Consider the following 20,148-nt stretch of genomic DNA (forward strand, 5'->3'; position numbering starts at 1 on the left):
GCCCTTGAATTTCGAAAGATACGATTTCACGCGCGGGAGGCCTAGCCGGCGCCGGCGGCTTTCTATCTCTGGTGGTGCTGAACGTTGCAGCTCGTATCCGCATGAACGGAGTCACTGCCATGAGTACCATTATCGAGCGCGAATCCCCGGGTTTCCGGCGTATTTCCTGGGGCGCCATCATTGCCGGCACCATTCTGACGCTGGTCGTCCAGCTCATGCTCGGGCTTCTGGGCCTGGGCATTGGGCTTGCGACCATCGACCCGGAGGCGGCGGGCGCGAGCCCGGCGGCCGGGGCGCTGACCTCCGTCAGCGGCATCTACACGGTTCTCACCGTGCTCGTCGCCACCTTCGCGGGCGCCTATGCGGCGGCGCGCTTTGCCGGCGCTCATGCGCGGCGCGATGCGGCCCTGCACGGGATCACCACCTGGGCGACGGCCACGCTCCTGGCCGTCTATCTCCTGACGAGCGGCGTCAGCGCCGTGGTCGGCGGCACCTTCGCGGCCCTCGGCGGGGCGGTGCAGTCGCTGGGCTCGGCGACGGCCTCCATCACGCCCGATTCGCTCGATGCGCTGCCGCCGCAGCTTCGCGCACAGGCCGAGGCCCTTCTGGAGCGGGGCGAGCAGCAGGCGCAGGCGGCTGGCGACCAGGCCGAGGCGGCGGCGCAGGATGCGCGCGAGGCGGCCGGAACGCAGGATCTGGGGGCTGCTGCGAGCGAGATCTTCGCCGGAGTCCAGACCGACGCGACACCGGAAGAGCGGCAGGCCGCCGTCTCGCTCATCGCCTCGCAGGCAGGCATTTCGGAAGCGGAGGCTGAGCAGCGGCTGACGCAGTTCCAGGGCCAGTACGAGCAGGCCGTGACCGAGGCGCGCCAGGCCGCCGGCACCGCGGCCGACGCCTTGTCGGGTGCTGCCTTCGCGGCCTTCGTGGCGCTCCTGCTCGGCGCGATCGTCGCCGCGCTCGGCGGCATCGTTGGTCGCCCCGAACGTGTGCATCCGCTCTATCGCGACTGACCACGTCCTTCCGGGACCGGGAAGGGGAGGCGGGGCGTCGTGGCCCGCCTCCAGCCGCCCTCCGGGCTCCGATTCGGTTCCGATTCCCCCGCCGTCACCCTGCGCCTGGCGTTTGAACCGATTTTAATGTGGCCGGGCACGACCTTCCATCTTTACCTCGCGGGCGCGGCCTAGCAGAACGCAAGGCACGATCATTCGCGGCGCGCCACGCGCTGCTCATCCGAGAGGTCCCATGCTCAGAACCGAGACCGTCCGCAAGATCCTGTCCTGGTACGAGGGCGAGACGCCCGGCCTGAAGTCCAACCTGTCGCGCCTGCTCATGCACGGTCGTCTGGCGGGCACCGGCCGCCTCGTGATCCTGCCGGTCGACCAGGGCTTCGAGCACGGCCCGGCGCGCTCCTTCGCGCCCAACCCCGTCGCCTACGACCCGCATTATCTCTACGAGCTGGCCATCGAATCGGGCGTGTCCGGCTATGCCGCGCCGCTCGGCCTTCTGGAGGCGGGGGCCGACACCTTCGCCGGCGAGGTGCCGCTGATCCTCAAGCTCAATTCGGGCAACTCCCTCGTCACCAACCAGGACCAGGCACTGACGGGCACGGTCGAGGACGCGCTCCGCCTTGGCTGCGTGGGCGTCGGCTTCACCATCTATCCGGGCGCCGAAGCCTCCTACGGCATGATGGAGGAGCTGCGCGAGATCACGCTCCAGGCCAAGTCGCGCGGCCTGATGACGGTGGTGTGGTCCTATCCGCGCGGCGGCAAGGTGTCGAAGGAGGGCGAGACCGGCCTCGACATCATCGCCTATGCGGCTCACATGGCCGCCCTGCTCGGCGCCACCATCATCAAGGTGAAGCTGCCCACCTCCCATGTCGACCTGGCCGACGCCAAGGCGACCTACGAGAAGAACGAGATCCTGCGCGAGTCCGGGGCGGACCGCGTGCGCCACATCATGCAGGCGTCCTTCGCCGGCAAGCGCATCGTGGTGTTCTCCGGCGGCGCGGCCAAGAACACGTCCGAGCTTCTGGACGAGGTGCGCGCCATCCGCGACGGCGGCGGCAACGGCTCCATCATCGGCCGCAACTCCTTCCAGCGCTCCCGCGAGGATGCCATCAAGCTCCTCAACGAGGTGATGGACATCTACGCCTGAGCCCTGAGGCTCCCTTGTCATGCGAAAAGGGCCGGCATCCTCGCCGGCCCTTTTCGTTTCATCGGGCCGGATCGGCCAGGCAGGCGGCCAGTGCCGCCGCATTGGCCCGCATCATCTCCTCGTATTGAAGCGGGCCCGCCTCGATGGCCGCGCCGTTGGGGTCGAGCACGGCGATCCTCGTGCCATCGGCGGCCAGCATGTCCACCATCTCGCGCGGGAATTGCGGCTCGGCCACGAGGCATCGCGTGCCCGTTTCCGTGATCCGGGCCTGCAACTCGGCCACGCGCCTTGCGCCCGGCGCGATCTCGGGGCTGACGACCACCGAGCCGGTCGCCTGAAGGCCATAGGCCTCCTCGAAATACTGGAACGCGTCGTGGAAGACGAGGAAGCGGCGGCCGGCGACGGGCGCCATCCGTTCGGCGATCTCGCCGTCCAGCGCGCCGAGCCGCGCGTGCATCGCCCCGGCATTCTCGCGATAGGCTTCGGCGTTGCCGGGGTCCGCCGCCGCCAGCCGCTCGCCGAGCGCCGCGACGATGACCTGCGCGTTCGCCGGGTCCAGCCAGACATGGGCGTCGGGCATGTCATCGTGCCCATGCCCGTCTTCCGCGTGGTCATGCGGCTCGAAGAGGCCACCTTCGCGATAGGCAAGCCGTTTCAGCCCCTTGAGCGAGCCGGCCTCCACGATCTCGGCGCCGGGGGCGAGGGTGGCGAGCGCCCGGCCGAGGAAGCTTTCCACCCCGGCGCCGGCCCACACCACCATATCCGCCTCGGCCAGCTTGCCCGCGTCGGAGGGGCGCATCGCATAGGTGTGGGGCGAGACGGCTCCGTCCAGCAGCAGCTCGGGCTCCGCGACCCCCTGCATCACCGCCGCGACGAGGGAATGGATCGGCTTGATCGAAGCCACGACGCGGGGAGGCTCGGCGAGTGACGGGCCGGCCGAGAGGCCGAGCGTCAGGGCGCCCGCCACGAGAAGGCGAGAGGGCATGGAGGGTCCTGCTTGCATCCAGTTGTTATGTTATTCTATAACAATGCGCAGATCGAGCCTGTCAACCCGTGCCCCTCGTGCTCCGGCGCGAGGCCGCCCTGAGGAGTTGCCCTTGCGCCCCATTGTCGATGCGTTGTTGACGGGCCGTGGCCTGGGGGTGCGGCGAGGGGGACGCTGGCTGGTGCGCCATGTCGATCTTCGCGTCGCGCCGGGCGAGATCGTCACGCTGATCGGGCCGAACGGCTCGGGCAAGAGCACGACGGTGAAGGCGCTTCTGGGCATAGAGCGGCCCGATGAGGGGCAGGTGCTGCGGCGGGCGGGCCTGAACGTGGGCTATGTTCCGCAGAAGCTGGCCGTGGACGCCACCCTTCCGCTCGACGTGGAGCGCATGATGCGCCTGACGCGCCGCCTGCCCGAGCGCGACCTTCGCGCCGCGCTGGAGGAGACGGGCGTGCCCCATCTTCGCAAGGCGCGCATGGCCGAGCTTTCGGGCGGTGAGTTCCAGCGCGTGCTTCTGGCGCGCGCCATCGCCGGGCGGCCGGAGCTGCTGGTGCTCGACGAGCCGGTGCAGGGCGTCGACCACGCCGGGGAGATATCGCTCTACGAGCTGATCGCCGATATCCGCCGCCGCCTGGGCTGCGGCATCCTGCTCGTCTCGCACGATCTGCATATCGTGATGGCGCAGACCGATACGGTCATCTGCCTCAATGGCCATGTCTGCTGCCAGGGCTCGCCGCAAAGCGTTGCCCAGAGCCCGGAATACGTCTCTCTCTTCGGTGCTCGCGGCGCCGGTGCCCTGGCGCTCTACCGCCACGATCACGACCACGCGCATCTTTCGGACGGGCGCGTGGTGCCTGTGCCCCACGAGGCCGGCTGCGCCCATCACGCCCCCGCGCCGTTGCCCCATCTTCACGCGGAGGAGCCCCATGTTCGCTGAGTTCTTCCTGCGGGCGCTGGCGGCCGGCATGGGCGTGGCCGTCATCGCCGGGCCGCTCGGCTGCTTCGTCGTATGGCGGCGGATGGCCTATTTCGGCGAGACCATCGCCCACGCCTCCCTCCTCGGCGTCGGCCTCTCGCTCCTCACGGGCCTGCCGCCGGCGGCCACCATCTTCGCCACCGCGCTGGCCTTTGCCGGCCTGTTGGCCGCGCTGGAGCGCGTGGGCGGCTATTCCACGGATTCGCTTCTCGGCATCCTGTCCTATTCGGCCCTTTCCCTCGGCGTCGTCGTGGCGTCCTCCATGCCGGGGGTGCGGGTGGATCTGTCGAGCCTCCTCTTCGGCGACATCCTGGCCGTCGCCTGGGGCGACGTGGTGCTGATCGCGGTGGCGGGGGTCGCCATACTGAGCCTTCTCGCCTTCTTCTGGCGCGATCTCATCGCCTCGACCGTCAGCCCGGAGATCGCCGCGGCCGAGGGGCGCCGGCCGGAGGCGATGCGGCTTCTCCTGCTCGTTCTCGTGGCCGCCCTCGTGGCCGTCGCGATCAAGATCGTCGGCGTCCTGCTCGTCACCGCCATGCTGGTGATCCCGGCGGCGGCCGCACGCCGGCTTTCCGCCAACCCGGAGCGCATGGCCCTTGCGAGCGCTTGCATCGGCGTGGCGGCGGTGCTCGCGGGCCTCATGGGCTCGCTCGCTTTCGACACGCCGCCCGGCCCGGCCATCGTCGTCGCTGCGCTTACGGCGTTCCTGGCGGGGCTCGCGCTCCCCGGCGGGCGGGAGAGGAGGGCCGCGTCTTGAGACGGGAGGCGAAGCTGACGCGCAACGAGGCCCTCGTCCTCGCCGCGCTGCGCCGGGGCACGGGCGCTCAGACGGCCTACGCGCTGCTGGAGGCGCTGCGCGGCGAAGGCCTGCGCGCTCCACCGCAGATTTACCGGGCGCTGAAGAGCCTGGGGGAGAAGGGGCTGGTCCACCGGCTGGAAAGCCGAAACGCCTTTCTCGCCTGCGCGCACGAGCATATCCATGGGGCTGGGCCCCATGCCCTCGTCTTCCTCGTCTGCCAGCGCTGCTCCCATATCCGCGAGGTCTGCGACGAGGCGCTGGAGGCGCGTGTGAAAGCGATGACAACCGGGCAGGGATTCGCGCCCCACGCCGCGACGCTCGAAATCTCCGGCCTGTGCGCCGGCTGCCTGGCCGCCGGATAAAGCCAGTGTGACATTCCAGGACCGGTTGCATATGGATCGGGCGCGGCGTCTGACGTTTATGTGAATCGGTAGGGAAAACCGCGCTTTAGGCCGCTTTCTTGGCAAATTCCCCAATCCGGTCAGGGGGATGCGTTCGCCGCCCGGCTCGGCCGGCCTCCACTTTAAGTTGCAGCTTTGCAACAGGACTCGGGCAAGCCGAATCCACCGTCTTGTTCGCCCCGCCCGGTTGGACAATTGTCGAATCAGACGACGCGGTCAGGCCGAACCACCCTGGAGGGGGCAGGCCGACACGGGGTTCAGAACAATCGAAGGCGCCTCTGGCAGCCTGACTGGAGCATCCAACATGAAGCGCATCGCACTTCTTCTCGCCGCAACCGCCTTCTCGGCGCCCGCCTTCGCCGCCGACGTGATCTATGACGAGCCGGCGGCACCGGTCGTCCTCGCCCCGGTCGAGTCGGGCTGGACCGGCCTGTATCTCGGCCTTCAGGGCGGCGGCGCGTTCAACCCGTCCTCGCCGGACCGCCAGGGCATCTTCACCTCGTTCGGGGACACGGTCGCCAACTTCCCGGCCGGCTCGATCAGCGGCGCCTTCGGCAACAATTTCGACTCCTCCTTCGACAGCGGCTTCGTCGGCGGCGCGCATGTCGGCTACGATGTCCAGTTCGACCGCTTCGTGGTCGGCGGCATCCTCGACATCAACGCGACGGACATCGCGATGTCGCAGAGCTCCTTCTCCAACACGCCGGCGTTCTACACGATCGAGCGCGACCTGGACTATGTGGCGACCGCGCGCCTTCGCGCCGGCTACCTCATCACCCCCACCGTGCTCGCCTACGCCACGGGCGGCGCCGCCTATGGCGAGGTCGGCTATTCCTTCACCACCGACAGCCCGGCGGCCACGCCCGCCAATCCGGCCGTCGTCTTCAAGGACGAGGACCATTGGGGCTACTCGGTCGGCGGCGGCATGGAGCTGAAGATCACCGAGAACCTCTCCTTCGGCACCGAGTATCTCTACACCAACATGGGCGGCGGCGATTCCGTCACGCGGCTGAACGGCGGCCCGTTCGACGGTAACGCCGCTCCCGGCGTGACGGTCGACGGCGAGTTCACCGACTTCACCTCGCCCGGCGACTTCGACTTCCACACGATCACCGCGAAGCTCTCCTACCGCTTCAACTGAGATCACACTTCGTATCCGAACGTGAACGAGGCGGCCCTTCCAGGCCGCCCCGTTCAAGCTCATCCGCCGGGCATTAACTGATAGAATTTTCTGCATTAACTCAACCGCTTAAGTCTGTTTTAAGGTTGAGCTGCCATTGTGCTTCCGAACGCTGATAGCTGGTTCAGGGGCCATGTGGCCGCAACGCCACACAGCGGTCGGGAACGCGGAAACGCCACTGTCATTTGTGACCGCGCGACCATAATTCGCCTCAACCCCGGCCTAATTGGATCGGGTCACATCACTCGGGGGGACGCATCGTCGGCCCGGATGATCGAACGTCGCTTCGAGCGACATTTGGAGTATAGTCATGAACCGTTTTGCCCTTCTCCTGGCCTCCGCCGCCTTCGTCACGCCGGCCATGGCCGCCGACGTGATCTACGAAGAGCCGATGGCCCCGGCGGCCCCGATCGCCTTCGAGCCCGCCTTCACCTGGACCGGCTTCTACGCCGGTGGCCAGGCCGGCGTTGCCTTCAACCCGGACTCCGGCCCGTTCGAGCTCGGTTCCAGCGCCTTCGTCGGCGGTAACGACGACGGCGACGCCGGCTTCATCGGCGGCGTGCACGTCGGCTACGACTACCAGATCAACAACTTCATCGTCGGTGCGGTTGCGGACATCAGCTACATCGACGCCGAGAGCACCGCGTTCTACGGTCTCCCGGGCTCGACGAGCACGTTCGGCTCGACGTCGGAAATCGACTTCGTCGGCACCGTCCGCGCCAAGGCCGGCTTCGCGGCCGATCGCTTCGCGATCTACGCGACCGGTGGTCTGGCCTACGCCGACATCAGCCACACCTTCTCGGGCCCGGCTGCCATCGACATCGGCGGCTCGACCTACGCCGTCTCGGTTTCGGAAGACACCGATGACGTCGGTTACGCGGTTGGCGCTGGCGTCGATTACCTCGTGACGCAGAACTTCTCGGTCGGCGTGGAGTACCTGTACCACGACCTCGGCTCCTCGGACGTCACCGTCGCCTACGACGGCCCGGCCGGCGTGCAGGACTTCACGACCTCGTCCTCGACCGACCTCGACTTCCACACCGTGTGGGCCAAGGCTTCGTTCCGCTTCAACTAAGCGGACCGACGACCGGCTCGTCCGGTTCGAGTGTCAAGAAACCGCCGGCCCTCGGGTCGGCGGTTTCTTTTTGTCCGGCGCTTACCGCAGCGAGACCGTGCCGAAGGCGGGAATCTTCAAGGCAAGACGCAAGGGGTCGAACCCGGCGACCAGCCCCATGAAATGGGCCTCCACGCCCGACCTCATGCCGAGCGAAAAGCCGGCATAGCCAAGGAGCGAGACATGCAGGTCGCGCCCGTCGGCATCCACGGTGATGATGCGCCCGCCCGTGGGATAGTCGCGCCCCACGGCCGCCGGGGGCAGCACCGCGCCGATCTGCGGCACCTCGCGCAGCACGTGGGCGACGAAGCTGTTGGAGTTCGGCCCCGGAAACAGGCGGTAGCCGCCCTGTTCGGCGAAGGGGTAGCTCTCCACCGCCGCCAGCACCGCCGGGATCGCCGCCACCGCCGCCGCTCCGTCCATGCGCGCCACGACGCGCGGCACGTTGGAATACCACCGCGCATCCGCCGCATAGGCGTCGCGCCGGATCGGCCGGCCCCAGCCCACCTTGTCGAACCGCTCGTAGCGATTCGCGCCGGGGCGCTTGATGACGATCCAGGAATGCTCCGAGACCGCGCCCTTCAGCCCGCCCGTGCGCGCGGCGAGCACCATGATCTGCGCGCCATCGGCCGTGGGCGGGGAGGGCAGGATCGCCGCCGAGCTCCAGTCCGCGTCCCGCCAGGAGCGCGGATGCTCGCCCATATGCCACAGAAGCGCGGCGGCGATGGCCGGCAGGACGTAGACCACGCCGATGCCGAGAAGAATCAAACGCAAAAGGGTCATGAGCTGCCGGACAGGTGCTGGCGGGCGCGAGCGCGCTCGTATACGGCAGCTAGTCGCAGGACCGCCGCCTCTCAACCGGAATGCCGATGACTGACCCCTTTGTGATCGAGATCACCCGCGGCGCGCGGGTGGAGAGCCGCCATCGCGGCGCCGTCGCCGTCGTCGATGCGGCCGGCCGGCCCGTGTTCTCGCGCGGGGACCTTGAGGCCGCGATCTTCCCGCGCTCGGCCGTCAAGATATTCCAGGCGATCCCCTTGGTGGAGAGCGGCGCGGCGGATGCTTATGGATTCGGCGAGCGCGAATTGTCGCTCGCCTGCGCCTCCCATTCGGGCGAGGACGGGCATGTCGCGCTGGCCGGCGACATGCTGGCGCGCGCCGGACTGGAGGAGGGGGCGCTCGAATGCGGCTGCCACTGGCCCTTCGATCTGCCCGTGGCGCTGGACCTTGCCCGGCGCGGCGGCGCGCCCAGGCCGCTCGGCAACAACTGCTCGGGCAAGCATGCCGGTTTCCTCTGCACGGCCGTTCATCTCGGGGAGGCGACGGCCGGCTATGTGGAGGCCGGCCACGCGGTGCAGAAGCGGGTGAAGGGCGTGATCGAGGCGCTGGCGCGCACGAGGCTGGACGCCGATTCCTGCGGCACGGACGGGTGCTCCATCGCCACCTATGCCGCGCCGCTCGCCGCGTTCGCGCGCGGTTTTGCCTCCCTCGCCTCGGGCGAGGGTGTGGAGCCTGCGCGCGCGGAGGCCGGGCGCCGGCTGATGGCGGCGTGCATGGCCGAGCCGTGGGACATGTCGGGAACCGGCCGGGCCTGCGCGGCGCTGATGCAGGCCGCGCCCGGGCGCGTCTTCGCCAAGACCGGCGCGGAAGGCGTGTTCTGCGGGACGGTGCCAGAACTTGGCCTCGGCTTTGCCCTGAAGGTGGAGGATGGCGCGACCCGCGCCTCGGAGGCCGGCGTCGCCGCCACGCTGGCCGCCATCCTGCGCGACCACGACCCCGCCCTGTCCGAGCGCTACGATGCCCTGTCGCGCAAGACGATGCGCAACTGGGAAGGCCGTGAGACGGGAGAGATCCGCCCCACGGGCTTCTAGAGCGCTCGCGGCAAGTCGCGCGCCGATCCTGCCGCGCTTCGGATTGGGGGAGAAGCGCTAGGAGATCGACGTCGGAGCGTTGGAGTTGGCCGGCCGCTCCGACAGGTGCCAGCTCTCCTCGCCATTGTCGTTGAGCGCCGGCGGCTCGTTCATGCCGAGGCCGATCTGCCGTGAGAGGCCGAAGAGCTTCACCCTCTCGCGATGGGTGGAGGCGAAATGGGGATGGCGGGGGTAGACCGAGCGGCTGATCTCCTCCGAGCGCCCGGCGAGAAGGCCGAGCGGGCGCTTCAGGCTCTGGTACTGACGCGGGGGCGCCAGTACCTCCATGTCGCAGAACCTCCGGTAGAAGGGCGCATGTTCGGCGCGCACCGTCGCCAGGACATGGGTGGTCTGGAAGTGCTCCGCCGCCATGGCGGCGAGGCGCACGGTGGCGAAGGGAATCTGCGCCATCGCCCGGCGGAAGGTGCGGTCCACGACGAAGCGCGTGGGGTCCACGAAGGATTCGCCCCGATCCAGCATCGCGCCGAGAATTTCGGGGAAGGTCTCGAAACTCGCGCAGAACGGCATTTCGGGCGAGGCGACGTGGATGCGCAGCGAGGCCACCAGCGCGCCCTCCAGCTCCACGCCGAAGATGAAGACGTTGGGGTCCTCGTCGTATCGGTCCGCAAAGCGCGGCTCGGGCAGGGGGTCGATCATGCCTTCGCGGCGGTAGCAGCGATAGCGCAGGCGCACGATGTCTTCCAACTGCGCGTCGTTGACCACGCGGCGGTAGGAAAGCTCCGGCGCTTCGCTCTCCTTGCGGTCCCCGTTCGTTCTCTCCACGGCATCCGTCAAGGCTCGATCCTCTCGTTTGTTGCACCGCAGCGAAGGGGCGTGCGACAAGGAGGGTGAGCAAATTTCGATAAATTTTAATTAAAATTTACGGATATGGTTAAGGCGCACTTATGATTTCCCGGAACGAGGCGTCTCAGGCCGGGAGGGAGCGGTCTGACGGGGATGCGGGCGCGGCGGGCTGCTAGTGCAGGCGTGCCGACTGGGGCTCTTCACCGCCGGCGGCGCGGGGCTTGTCCACCCGGGCCGAGGCATGCAGGAAGTCGCGGATCGACGCGGCGGGCATGGGTGGGCCGAAGGCATAGCCCTGGAGATGCGATATGCCCTTCTCGGACAGGGCGAAGTGGATCTGGCTTTCCGTCTCCAGCCCTTCGAGCACGATCTCGAGGCCGAGCGGCGCGATGAACTGCACGGCGCCGCGCAGCACCGCGAGCGCCCGCTCGTCCGTCTCGATATCCTCCAGGAACTGCTTGTCGAGCTTGATCTTGTTGAAGGGCAGCCGCGCGATCTGCCCGAGATTGGAGTAGCCGGTGCCGAAGTCGTCGAGGGCCAGGCGAATGCCTTTGGCGCTGATTTCGTTGAGCTTCTCGCGGATGTTGGGCTGGAGGTCGAGCCGCATGTGCTCCGTCACCTCGATCTCCAGCCGCCGCGGGTCGAGCCGCGCCTCGGCCACTCTGGCCAGGATCATCTCGATGATGTCGTCCCGGCAGAGCTGGCTGGGCGAGAGGTTGATCGAGATGCCGATCGTCTCCGGCCAGGCCGCCGCCGCCTGGCAGCCCAACTCGAAGGTGCGGTCGGTCAGCGCGTTCATGAGGCCCGCTTCCTCCGCCACGGCCAGGAATTCACCCGGCGAGAGATTGCCGCGCGTGGCGTGGCGCCAGCGCACCAGCGCCTCGCAACTGGCGATCTTCAGCGAGCCGTTGAGCACGATGGGCTGGTAGTAGAGCTCGATGGAGCCGTCCTCCAGCGCGCGCCGCAACTCGCTTTCCAGCCGCAGGCGGTCGGCGGCCCGGTCGCGCATGCCGGGGCGTGACTGGACGATGCGTCCCCGGCCGCCCTCCTTGGCCTCGAAGAGCGCCATGTCGGCCAGATGGGCCAGCGCCTCGAAGCTAGCGGCATCGCGCGGATACTGGGCGATGCCGATGCTGCATCCCCCACGCATCGTCACGCCGTTGACGACGACGGGGCGGCTGAGCGCGGCAAGAAGCTCCTCCGCCAGCGCGGCGGGCGTGCGCTCCCTGCCGGAGATGAGCTGCAGGATGACGAACTCATCGCTGGAATAGCGCGAGACGACGCCCGATTGCCCCACCGCGCGCTGGAGCAGCGTCGCGGTCTGGCGCAGCAACTGGTCGCCCGCCAGATGGCCGAGCGTGTCGTTCACCCGCTTGAAATGGTCGAGATCGAGGAAGTGCAGCGCGAAGGGGTGCCCTCCCGCGATGGCGTTGCGGATGGCCTCCTGCATGCTGGGCCTGTTCGGCAGGCCCGTCAGCGCGTCCGTATGGGCAAGCTCCCAGTTCACGGCCGAGGTGCGGATCATGTCCCGGAAGATGCGGCGCAGATGCGCCGAGGTCTCCATGAAGGACATGTAGAAGGCGACGAGAAACAGGCTGAAGAAGATGCCCCAGACGGCCTCGCGCGCGTAGAAGGCCAGCAGCATCGGCAGGACGCAGGCCAGGAGCTGGAATCGCACGAGGCCGAGGCTGGAGAAGTTGCGCCCCTGCGTGCCGATCAGGTAGGCGAGCGCCGCCATCATACACAGGAGCTGCGAGAACTGGTCGTCCGTCTGCCAGAAGACCAGCGTGGTCCAGAAGCCGATGATGAACAGGTGCAGGACGCCGAGGCCCCAGTAGAGCCGTTTCCAGAAGCGCGGGTGCCGGTCGGCCTGCGACTGGTTGGCCAGGAAGATCTCGAAGGCGCAATAGCGGATGGTCGTCATCATGGCCATCAGCGCCGTGATGACCCAGAGGCTGAGCGTCTGCGCGTGCCAGGCCGTTATGCTGCCGGCGGCGGCAAGGGCGAACCCGCCGACCAGGAAGGATCGCCTCTCGCCGTAGAGCGACTCGACCACATGCGCACGCTCGTCTCGCGGGCGCGCTATGATCGACTTCAGAGGTCCAGATTCCATATGCTTACCAGTCGTCGCCACCTGGGCTTAACGGTGGAGACTGGCGCGGGAACCCGCAATTTTCCGTTACTGAGGGATGCAAAACACTGAATAACCGGCAAACCGATCTATTGGTTGCATCGAGGGTTAAGATCGCATTAACGCGGCGGGCAAGACGAGGATTTTTTCTCGCGCCGCGTGTGGTCGCGTCGGGGTCGGAGCTGTTCGCCGTGCGGCAGGCGCCATTCCGCCGCGCGGCCCAAAAAGCTAGACGAACTGCGCGAGCGCGGGAACGGAGGCGATCGCGTCGTCCACGGTCTCCTCGCCCAACTGGGCCTTGGAGAAGGAGACCAGCTCCTCGGCCACGGCGCGAATCTGGCCCATGTCGAGCCCCAGCGCCATCAGCCGGGCGCCCAGGCCCATGATTCCGCCGCTGCCGTCCGCTCCATCCGTCGCGGCCAGTGCCTCGCTCGCGCCCGGCGTTTCGGCGACCATGCGGCCCACCGCCGGATCGTCGCTCTCGGCCTGCATGAAGGCGAGGATGTGGGCGACGGACTGGCGGGCGACGTCCTCGGACGTGTCGGCGGCTCCGGCGATACGGGCGTAAAGATCCTGCATGACAATTCCTGACCTGGGCATGGCCCGCGACGGGCCGAAATCCGCTTGGGGCAATCGGTGCGAAAGATGGCAAAGCCGCCGACCCGGCGCAATGGTGAAATTGACGTTTACGGGAGCGTCAATCCAGCTTGGGGGCAGCCCGTGGTTTTGCTAGGCATGATGTCTGACTCGGCGGAGAGGGAATGCACATGCTGGAAGAGGGGCGGATCTATCTCGGGACGAGCCGGGCGCCGGACGACACGCGCCTTGCGGGCGAGTATCTCGACCTGCGCGCGGCCAACCGCCACGGGCTCGTGACCGGCGCCACCGGCACGGGCAAGACCGTGACGCTCCAGGTCCTGGCCGAGGGCTTTTCCGACGCCGGCGTGCCGGTGTTCTGCGCGGATGTAAAGGGCGACCTCTCGGGCATCGCCCTGCGCGGCGAGCCGAGGGACTTCCTGGTCGAGCGCGCCGCCGCCATCGGGCTCGAGCCCTATTACAACGATGTCTTCCCCACGGTCTTCTGGGACATTTGGGGCGAGAAGGGGCATCCGGTCCGCACCACGGTGTCGGAGATGGGCCCGCTCCTCCTCTCGCGGCTCATGGAACTGACGCCCGCGCAGGAGGGCGTCCTCAACATCGCCTTCCGCATCGCCGACGAGGAGGGCCTGCTTCTCCTGGACCTGAAGGATCTCCAGGCGACGCTCGCCCATCTCTCCGACAATGCCGACCGCATTTCGCGCCTCTACGGCAATGTCGCCAAGGCCTCGGTCGGCGCCATCCAGCGCCAGCTCCTCATCCTGGAGAACCAGGGGGCGGCGCTCTTCTTCGGCGAGCCGGCGCTGTCCATCGCCGACCTCATCCGCACGGACCGGGAAGGGCGGGGTATGGTCAACGTGCTGGCCGCCGACAGGCTGATGCGCTCGCCACGCCTTTATGCCACCTGCCTGCTCTGGCTGCTCTCCGAGCTTTTCGAGGAGCTGCCGGAGGTGGGCGACGCGGACAAGCCCAGGCTCGTCTTCTTCTTCGACGAGGCCCATCTCCTCTTCGCCGATGCGCCCAAGGCTCTGGTGGAGCGGGTGGAGCAGGTCGTCAAGCTGATCCGCTCCAAGGGGGTCGGCGTCTTCTTCGTCACGCAGAACCCGCTCGACCTGCCCGAGACGGTGCTCGCCCAGCTCGGCAACCGCGTCCAGCACGCGCTGCGGGCCTATACGCCGCGCGAGGAGAGGGCGGTGCGCACCGCCGCTTCCACCTTCCGCCCCAACCCGGATTTCGACAGTTTCGAGGCGATCACCCGGCTCGGCACCGGCGAGGCGCTGGTGTCCACCCTGGAGGCGGGCGGCGCGCCGAGCGTGGTGCAGCGAACGCTGATCCGCCCGCCCGCCGCGCGCGTCGGCCCGGCGAGCGAAGCGGAGCGGGCCGAGATCGTCGCCCGCAGCCCCGTCCTCGGGCGCTACGAGACCGCCGCGGACCGCCAGTCCGCCTATGAGATCCTGAACGGGCGCGCGGACGAGGAGCTGGCGAGGGAGGAGCAGGCCCGGGCGCAGGAGAGCGAGGCGAACGAGCGCCGCTCGCGCGAGGCCGAGCGCCGCGCCGAGGCGGCAAGGGCGCGCGCCGAAGCCCCGGCCGGGGACGAGCGCCGGCTGCCCATCCCCGATTTCGGCCGCGAGGACGCCGCGCCCGCGCCGCGCGGGCGCACCGCCTCGGTGCCGCGCTCGGGCTATCGCCGGCAGAGCATGGCCGAGACGGTGATGAAGCAGGTGGGGCGCACGGCTGCCTCCACCATCACGCGGGAAATCCTGCGCGGCCTGCTGGGCGGCCTGAAGAGGGGTCGCTGACCCTCGCATCGCGCCACGTCGCGACCTATCTGGAAGGACCGAATCGTACAGGAGAAACGCCGATGAAATCCGGCCCCGCGGCCTTCGTGCTCTGGCTCTGCTGCCTCATCGGCATCTGCGGGCTGCATCGCTTCTATCTCGGCCGGTTCTGGACCGGCCTCCTCTGGCTGCTCACCTTCGGCCTTCTGGGCATCGGCCAGCTCATCGACCTCTTCCTCCTGCCCTCCATGCTGCGCGAGCAGAATCTGGAGCGCCGGCTCATCCGCTCGGAGGAACAGCGCCTGGACGCCATGGCCGAGGCGCAGCGCGCGCGCTCCGGGCGCATCATAGAGGGCTGAGCGCCCACGAAAAAGGGCGGGCCCGCAGGCCCGCCCTTCCACATTCCGTCCGCTCCGGCCCTCAGACCGTGGCGGGGCCCTGGTTCACGATCACCGTCGCGCCATCCTCCGCGCGGTCGTAGAGGTCGATGATGTCGTGGTTCATGAAGCGCACGCAGCCTGAGGAGACGGCGCGCCCGATGGTCCAGTATTCCGGGGTTCCGTGCAGGCGGTAGAGCGTGTCCTCGCCGTTCTGGAAGAGATAGAGCGCGCGCGCGCCGAGCGGGTTGTCGAGACCGGGCGCCTGCCCGTCGGCAAACCGCTCCAGCTCGGGCTGGCGCGCGATCATCTCGCGCGGCGGCGTCCATGTCGGCCATTGGCGCTTGTACTGGACGCGGGCGCGACCGTCCCACTCGAACCCGTCGCGGCCGATGCCCACGCCGTAGCGGATGGCCCGGTTGCCCGGCCGCACGAGATAGGCGAAGCGAGTCGGCGTGTCGATGATGATCGTTCCGGGCGTCTCGGCGCCGAAATAATCCACCTCGCGGCGCAGATATTGCGGGTCGACTCGGGAAAAGTCGATGCCGGGAATGTTGAAGCCGCCGTCGCTGATCGGCCCGTAGGCCGCCGCATATTCGGGCGACACGGCGGGCCGGACCGGGGGGCGCTGGGGCGCATAGGCGGTGATCGGCGCCCGGCCGCCGGCCGACATGCAGCCGGTCAGCGAGAGCGCGGCGCCCGCGCCGAGCCCGAGAAGAAGATGCCTGCGGGAGAGTCCGCCATGGTTCAGGGTTTTGCTCATCGTCCAGCCTTCGGGAAAGCCGGCGCTCGCGTCCTTTGCGGATCGTCTCTTCAGCGCGTCGGCGTGTCGCTTTCACTCTCCAACAAATCAATGGCCAAATCGTTCCCTGCCGACACGTCCATCGTGACAAGAGGCCCACGTCGTCCTATCAGGCCGCTTGAGGATAGACGGATGGAACCGACCCGATGGCGCAAGAACTCTCCCGCACCCTGACCTTCGTGGACGGCGAGTGGCTGGAAGGAAACCCCGGCCTGATCGGCCCGCGCAGCCACGCCATGTGGCTGGGCTCCACGGTGTTCGACGGCGCGCGCTGGTTCGAGGGGCTCACCCCCGATCTCGACCTGCACTGCGCGCGCGTCAACGTTTCGGCCGAGGCGCTGGGCCTGTCGGCCACGGTGCCGGCCAGGGAGATCGAGCGGCTGACGCTGGAGGGGCTCGGCCGCTTCGACGGCGAGACGGCGGTCTATATCCGGCCGATGTACTGGGCCGAGGACGGCGGCTACATGGGCGTGCCGGCCGATCCGGCCTCGACGCGCTTCGCGCTCTGCCTCTACGAATCGCCGATGATCCCCTCGAGCGGCTTCTCGCTCGGCCTTTCGCCCTTCCGGCGCCCGACGCCCGAATCGGCGCCCACCGCCGCCAAGGCCGGCTGCCTCTACCCCAATAGCGGACGGGCCATCCTGGAGGCCAAGGCCCGCGGCTTCGACAACGCGCTCATCCGCGACGCCATCGGCAACATCGCCGAAACGGGCAGCTCCAACATCTTCATGGGCCGGGACGGCGTCGTCTTCACGCCCGCGCCCAACGGCACCTTCCTGAACGGCATCACCCGCCGCCGGGTGATCGAGCTCCTGCGGCAGGACGGCGTCGAGGTGGTCGAGGCATCGCTGACGGTGGAGGATTTCCTGAATGCCGACGAGGTGTTCTCCACCGGCAATCATTCCAAGGTCGTGCCTGTCACGCGCTTCGAGGGCCGCCAGTTCCAGCCCGGCCCCCGTTACGAGCGCGCGCGCGAGCTCTACTGGCGCTTCGCCCGGCAGGGCGCCGCCTAAAGGCCGATTTTCCCGCTTCCACCGCCTGTTTTGCAAAACAATGCCGCTGACAGGCGCGGTTTTATCCCTAGATTAGCCACGCGAGTTCATCGCGGCGAGGCGGGCCGGTTCCGGCCTTGCCGCGCAAGAGGAACCAGAAGGAGACGCCCAATGGCTTTCACCCTCCCCGAATTGCCCTACGCCTACGATGCCCTCCAGCCCTACATGTCCAAGGAGACGCTGGAGTACCATCACGACAAGCACCACAACGCCTATGTCGAGATGGGCAACAAGCTGGCCGCCGACGCCGGCCTCGGCGATGCGAGCGTCGAGGAGGTGGTGAAGCAGTCCTACGGGAAGAACCAGCCGCTCTTCAACAACGCAGCCCAGCACTACAACCACATCCATTTCTGGAAGTGGCTGGCGCCGAACGGCGGCGGCAAGAGTCTGCCCGGCGCTCTGCAGGCCGCCTTCGACAGCGACCTGGGCGGCTACGACAAGTTCCGCACGGACTTCATCGAGGCTGGCAAGGGCCAGTTCGGTTCCGGCTGGGCCTGGGTCTCGCTGAAGGACGGCAAGCTCGAGATCTCGAAGACGCCGAACGGCGAGAACCCGCTCGTACACGGCGCCACGCCCATTCTCGGCGTCGATGTCTGGGAGCATTCCTACTATATCGACTACCGCAACGCGCGGCCGAAATATCTCGAGGCCTTCGTCGACAACCTGATCAACTGGGACTACGTGCTGGAGCGCTACGAGGCCGCCCGCGGCTGAGCCCCATCGGTTTCAGGAGTTCGAAGGCCTCGCCCGGAAAGGGCGAGGCCTTTTTCGTTGGCCGAAGGCCGACGCCCTCAAGCCGCTTCGGCGGCCTGCTTCTTCTCCATCAGCCCCAGCGCGAAGGCGTAGATCGTCGCGGTTTCCTCCAGCCGCGCGAAGCGGCCGGAGGCGCCGGCGTGGCCGGCATCCATATTGATGCGCAGGAGCACCGGGTTGGCGTCGGTCTTGCGCGCACGCAGGCGGGCCACCCATTTGGCTGGCTCCCAATAGGTCACGCGCGGATCGGTCAGCCCGGCCAGCACCAGCATCGGCGGGTAGGCCTGCTCGCGCACATTATCGTAGGGGCTGTAGCCGGCGATCACCTCGTAGTCCTCGGGGGAGGCGATGGGGTTGCCCCATTCGGGCCATTCGGGCGGCGTCAGCGGTAGCGTGTCGTCCAGCATGGTGTTGAGCACGTCGACGAAGGGCACGACCGCGACGATGCCGCCGAACTTCTCCGGCGCCATGTTGGCGACAGCGCCCATCAGCATCCCGCCGGCCGAGCCTCCCTGCGCCACGATCCGCTCGTAGGAGGTGAAGCCCTGTGCCACGAGATGGTCGGCCGCGGCGATGAAGTCGGTGAAGGTGTTGGCCTTGTGCCGCCGCCGGCCGGCCTCGTACCAGCGGAAGCCCTTGTCCTTGCCCCCGCGCACATGGGCGATGGCATAGACGAAGCCGCGATCCACGAGGCTCAGCACATTGGTGCTGAACGAGGCGGGAATGGTGATGCCGTAGGAGCCATAGCCGTAGAGCATCAGCGGCGCGGTGCCGTCCAGCGGCGTGTCGCGGCGGTAGAGGAGGGAGACCGGCACGGTTTCGCCATCGGCCGCCGGCGCCATGATGCGGCGTGTGACATAGGCCGAGGCGTCATGGCCGGACGGCACCTCCTGCGTCTTCAGGAGCCGCTTCTCCCGCGTCTCGACATCGTAGTCGTAGGTCTGTGTGGGCGTCGTCATCGAGGAATAGGAGAAGCGGATGGTGGTGGTGTCGAACTCGTAGGTGCCGCCCAGCCCCAGCGAGTAGGCTTCCTCCTCGAAGGCGACCGCGTGCTCCTGCCCGTCCGAGAGGCGCTTGACGACGAGGCGCGGCAGCCCGTCGCGGCGCTCCAGCCAGACCAGATGGCGCTTGAGCACGAGATGGCCGAGGATCAGCCGCCCGTCCTCGTGCGGGACATAGTCGCTCCAGTGCTCGCGCCCGGGCAGGTGAGGGGGCGCGGTGACGATCTTGAAGTCGCGCGCGCCGTCCGCATTGGTCAGGATGAACAGCCTGTCCTCGCCCTCGTCCACGTCGTATTCCACCGCCGTCTCGCGCCTGGCTACAAGGCGCGGCTCGGCGGAGGGGTTCGAGGCGGGGATCAGCCAGGCTTCCGAGGTCTCGTGGTCGTGAATGTCGATCACGATATGGCTGCCGCCCTGCGTCTCGCCCACGCCCATGAAGAAGCCGCTGTCGGTTTCCTCGTAGATCAGGCGGTCGGAGGCCGGGTCGCTGCCGAGCGTGTGGTAGAAGACGCGGCTCGGCCGGTGGTTGGCGTCCAGCCGGGTGTAGAAGAAGCCCGTGCCGCGGTCGTTCCAGGCCACCGCGCCGCTCGTGTCCTCGATGCGGTAGGGCAGGTCCTCTCCCGTCGCGAGGTCGCGGATGGAGAGGGCGTAGAACTCCGAGCCCTTATCGTCATGCGCCCAGGCCAGATGCGTATGATCGGGCGAGTGCGAGACGCCGCCGAGCGCGAAATAGGCCCGGCTCGCCGCCTCCTTCTCCGCGTCCAGGAGCACCGTCTCCTCGCCGCCCTCCCGCTTCGTGCGCACGAAGCGCGGATATTCCGCGCCCGTCCGGTAGGCGATGCCGTAGGCGAAGGGGCCGTCGGGGGCGGGTACCGAGCTGTCGTCCTCCTTGATGCGCGCGCGCATCTCCGCCACCAGTTCGCGCGAAAGGGCTTCGCTGCCGGCCATCATCGCGCGCTGATAGGCGTTCTCGGCCTCCAGATGCGCGCGAATGGCCGGGTCGAGCAGGGCGGTGTCCTTGAACATCTCCTGCCAGTTGCCGGCGCGCAGCCAGGCATAGTCGTCCCGGCGCCTGCGTCCATGCCGCTCGTCCTCCACGGGGCGCATCTCGGCGTAGGGGGGCAGGGGAAGCGTGCGGTCGGTGTGGGGCATGGTCGGGGAACTCGTGCAGGGGCGAAGGGTGGTTCGCCGATAGGGGAAACGGGCGCCGGAGGCGCCGTCGCGGTCGAAGCCCGGCGCGTCGCGGCGCGGGCCGTAGGGCTGGTGGCCCGAAGGGCGTATCGGTAGCGCGAATCCTGGCCGCCGTCGCGCACCGTCGTCGCGCCTTCCATGTT

Annotated in this window: 19 protein-coding genes; 12 read left to right on the forward strand and 7 right to left on the reverse strand. The window is 68.3% G+C overall.

Annotation, left to right across the window (positions count from 1 at the left end):
* Positions 1–119: 119 nt before the first annotated feature.
* Together J7654_RS09390 and J7654_RS09395 are read left to right on the forward strand one after the other, a co-directional pair.
* Positions 120–1,010 carry a PhnA-like protein gene (locus J7654_RS09390; RefSeq protein WP_209735655.1) on the forward strand — a complete coding sequence of 297 codons (891 nt, stop codon included), beginning with the start codon at positions 120–122 and terminating at the stop codon, positions 1,008–1,010.
* Between the two features lie 232 nt (positions 1,011–1,242).
* A complete protein-coding gene (locus J7654_RS09395; protein WP_209735656.1) occupies positions 1,243–2,154 on the forward strand; it encodes a class I fructose-bisphosphate aldolase in 912 nt (303 codons plus the stop codon).
* Positions 2,155–2,212: 58 nt separating this feature from the next.
* On the opposite strand, the gene J7654_RS09400 is transcribed toward J7654_RS09395, so the two are convergent.
* Positions 2,213–3,139: a zinc ABC transporter substrate-binding protein gene (locus tag J7654_RS09400; protein WP_209735657.1), complete on the reverse strand. Its 927-nt coding sequence runs from the start codon at positions 3,137–3,139 to the stop codon at positions 2,213–2,215.
* Between the two features lie 43 nt (positions 3,140–3,182).
* Between J7654_RS09400 and J7654_RS09405 the strand changes: the two genes are divergently transcribed.
* From J7654_RS09405 to J7654_RS09425, 5 genes are all read left to right on the forward strand, one after another.
* On the forward strand, positions 3,183–4,076 hold the full coding sequence (locus J7654_RS09405) for an ATP-binding cassette domain-containing protein (RefSeq protein WP_209735658.1): 894 nt from the start codon (positions 3,183–3,185) through the stop codon (positions 4,074–4,076).
* Positions 4,066–4,872 (forward strand): metal ABC transporter permease, encoded by an 807-nt coding sequence (locus J7654_RS09410; protein ID WP_209735659.1) that lies wholly within the window; start codon positions 4,066–4,068, stop codon positions 4,870–4,872. Before J7654_RS09405 ends, J7654_RS09410 begins: the two co-directional genes overlap by 11 nt.
* Positions 4,869–5,276 (forward strand): Fur family transcriptional regulator, encoded by a 408-nt coding sequence (locus J7654_RS09415; RefSeq protein WP_209735660.1) that lies wholly within the window; start codon positions 4,869–4,871, stop codon positions 5,274–5,276. The genes J7654_RS09410 and J7654_RS09415 overlap by 4 nt, the downstream gene beginning before the upstream one ends.
* A 343-nt stretch (positions 5,277–5,619) precedes the next feature.
* The gene (locus tag J7654_RS09420) at positions 5,620–6,456 is read left to right on the forward strand and encodes an outer membrane protein (RefSeq protein WP_209735661.1); all 837 of its coding nucleotides are present in this window, start codon (positions 5,620–5,622) and stop codon (positions 6,454–6,456) included.
* Positions 6,457–6,805: 349 nt separating this feature from the next.
* On the forward strand, positions 6,806–7,570 hold the full coding sequence (locus J7654_RS09425) for an outer membrane protein (RefSeq protein ID WP_209735662.1): 765 nt from the start codon (positions 6,806–6,808) through the stop codon (positions 7,568–7,570).
* A gap of 81 nt (positions 7,571–7,651) precedes the next feature.
* Here the strand turns inward: J7654_RS09425 and J7654_RS09430 are convergent, their stop codons facing one another.
* Complete coding sequence (locus J7654_RS09430) at positions 7,652–8,392, reverse strand: DUF3750 domain-containing protein (RefSeq protein WP_209735663.1); 741 nt, start codon at positions 8,390–8,392, stop codon at positions 7,652–7,654.
* An 86-nt stretch (positions 8,393–8,478) separates the two neighbouring features.
* Here J7654_RS09430 and J7654_RS09435 point away from each other — a divergent pair, with 86 nt between their 5' ends.
* Entirely contained in the window at positions 8,479–9,480 is a 1,002-nt protein-coding gene (locus J7654_RS09435) for an asparaginase (protein ID WP_209735664.1), read from the forward strand.
* A gap of 57 nt (positions 9,481–9,537) precedes the next feature.
* On the opposite strand, the gene J7654_RS09440 is transcribed toward J7654_RS09435, so the two are convergent.
* The 3 genes from J7654_RS09440 to J7654_RS09450 form a co-directional block, all read right to left on the reverse strand.
* Complete coding sequence (locus J7654_RS09440; RefSeq protein ID WP_209735665.1) at positions 9,538–10,314, reverse strand: N-acyl amino acid synthase FeeM domain-containing protein; 777 nt, start codon at positions 10,312–10,314, stop codon at positions 9,538–9,540.
* A 181-nt stretch (positions 10,315–10,495) separates the two neighbouring features.
* Positions 10,496–12,436: a putative bifunctional diguanylate cyclase/phosphodiesterase gene (locus J7654_RS09445; RefSeq protein WP_209735666.1), complete on the reverse strand. Its 1,941-nt coding sequence runs from the start codon at positions 12,434–12,436 to the stop codon at positions 10,496–10,498.
* A 246-nt stretch (positions 12,437–12,682) separates the two neighbouring features.
* The gene (locus J7654_RS09450; RefSeq protein WP_209735667.1) at positions 12,683–13,033 is read right to left on the reverse strand and encodes a DUF2267 domain-containing protein; all 351 of its coding nucleotides are present in this window, start codon (positions 13,031–13,033) and stop codon (positions 12,683–12,685) included.
* Positions 13,034–13,221: 188 nt separating this feature from the next.
* Here J7654_RS09450 and J7654_RS09455 point away from each other — a divergent pair, with 188 nt between their 5' ends.
* A complete protein-coding gene (locus J7654_RS09455) occupies positions 13,222–14,850 on the forward strand; it encodes a helicase HerA-like domain-containing protein (protein ID WP_209740391.1) in 1,629 nt (542 codons plus the stop codon).
* 62 nt (positions 14,851–14,912) lie between these two features.
* The gene (locus J7654_RS09460) at positions 14,913–15,188 is read left to right on the forward strand and encodes an NINE protein (protein ID WP_209735668.1); all 276 of its coding nucleotides are present in this window, start codon (positions 14,913–14,915) and stop codon (positions 15,186–15,188) included.
* 61 nt (positions 15,189–15,249) lie between these two features.
* Here the strand turns inward: J7654_RS09460 and J7654_RS09465 are convergent, their stop codons facing one another.
* Complete coding sequence (locus tag J7654_RS09465) at positions 15,250–15,969, reverse strand: L,D-transpeptidase (RefSeq protein ID WP_209735669.1); 720 nt, start codon at positions 15,967–15,969, stop codon at positions 15,250–15,252.
* A 185-nt stretch (positions 15,970–16,154) separates the two neighbouring features.
* Between J7654_RS09465 and J7654_RS09470 the strand changes: the two genes are divergently transcribed.
* Positions 16,155–17,021 carry a branched-chain amino acid aminotransferase gene (locus J7654_RS09470; RefSeq protein WP_209735670.1) on the forward strand — a complete coding sequence of 289 codons (867 nt, stop codon included), beginning with the start codon at positions 16,155–16,157 and terminating at the stop codon, positions 17,019–17,021.
* 150 nt (positions 17,022–17,171) lie between these two features.
* Positions 17,172–17,774 (forward strand): superoxide dismutase, encoded by a 603-nt coding sequence (locus tag J7654_RS09475; protein WP_209735671.1) that lies wholly within the window; start codon positions 17,172–17,174, stop codon positions 17,772–17,774.
* A gap of 77 nt (positions 17,775–17,851) precedes the next feature.
* On the opposite strand, the gene J7654_RS09480 is transcribed toward J7654_RS09475, so the two are convergent.
* Entirely contained in the window at positions 17,852–19,966 is a 2,115-nt protein-coding gene (locus J7654_RS09480; RefSeq protein WP_209735672.1) for a S9 family peptidase, read from the reverse strand.
* Positions 19,967–20,148 lie beyond the last annotated feature (182 nt).

The organism is Aureimonas populi, assembly GCF_017815515.1.
GTDB lineage: Bacteria > Pseudomonadota > Alphaproteobacteria > Rhizobiales > Rhizobiaceae > Aureimonas > Aureimonas populi.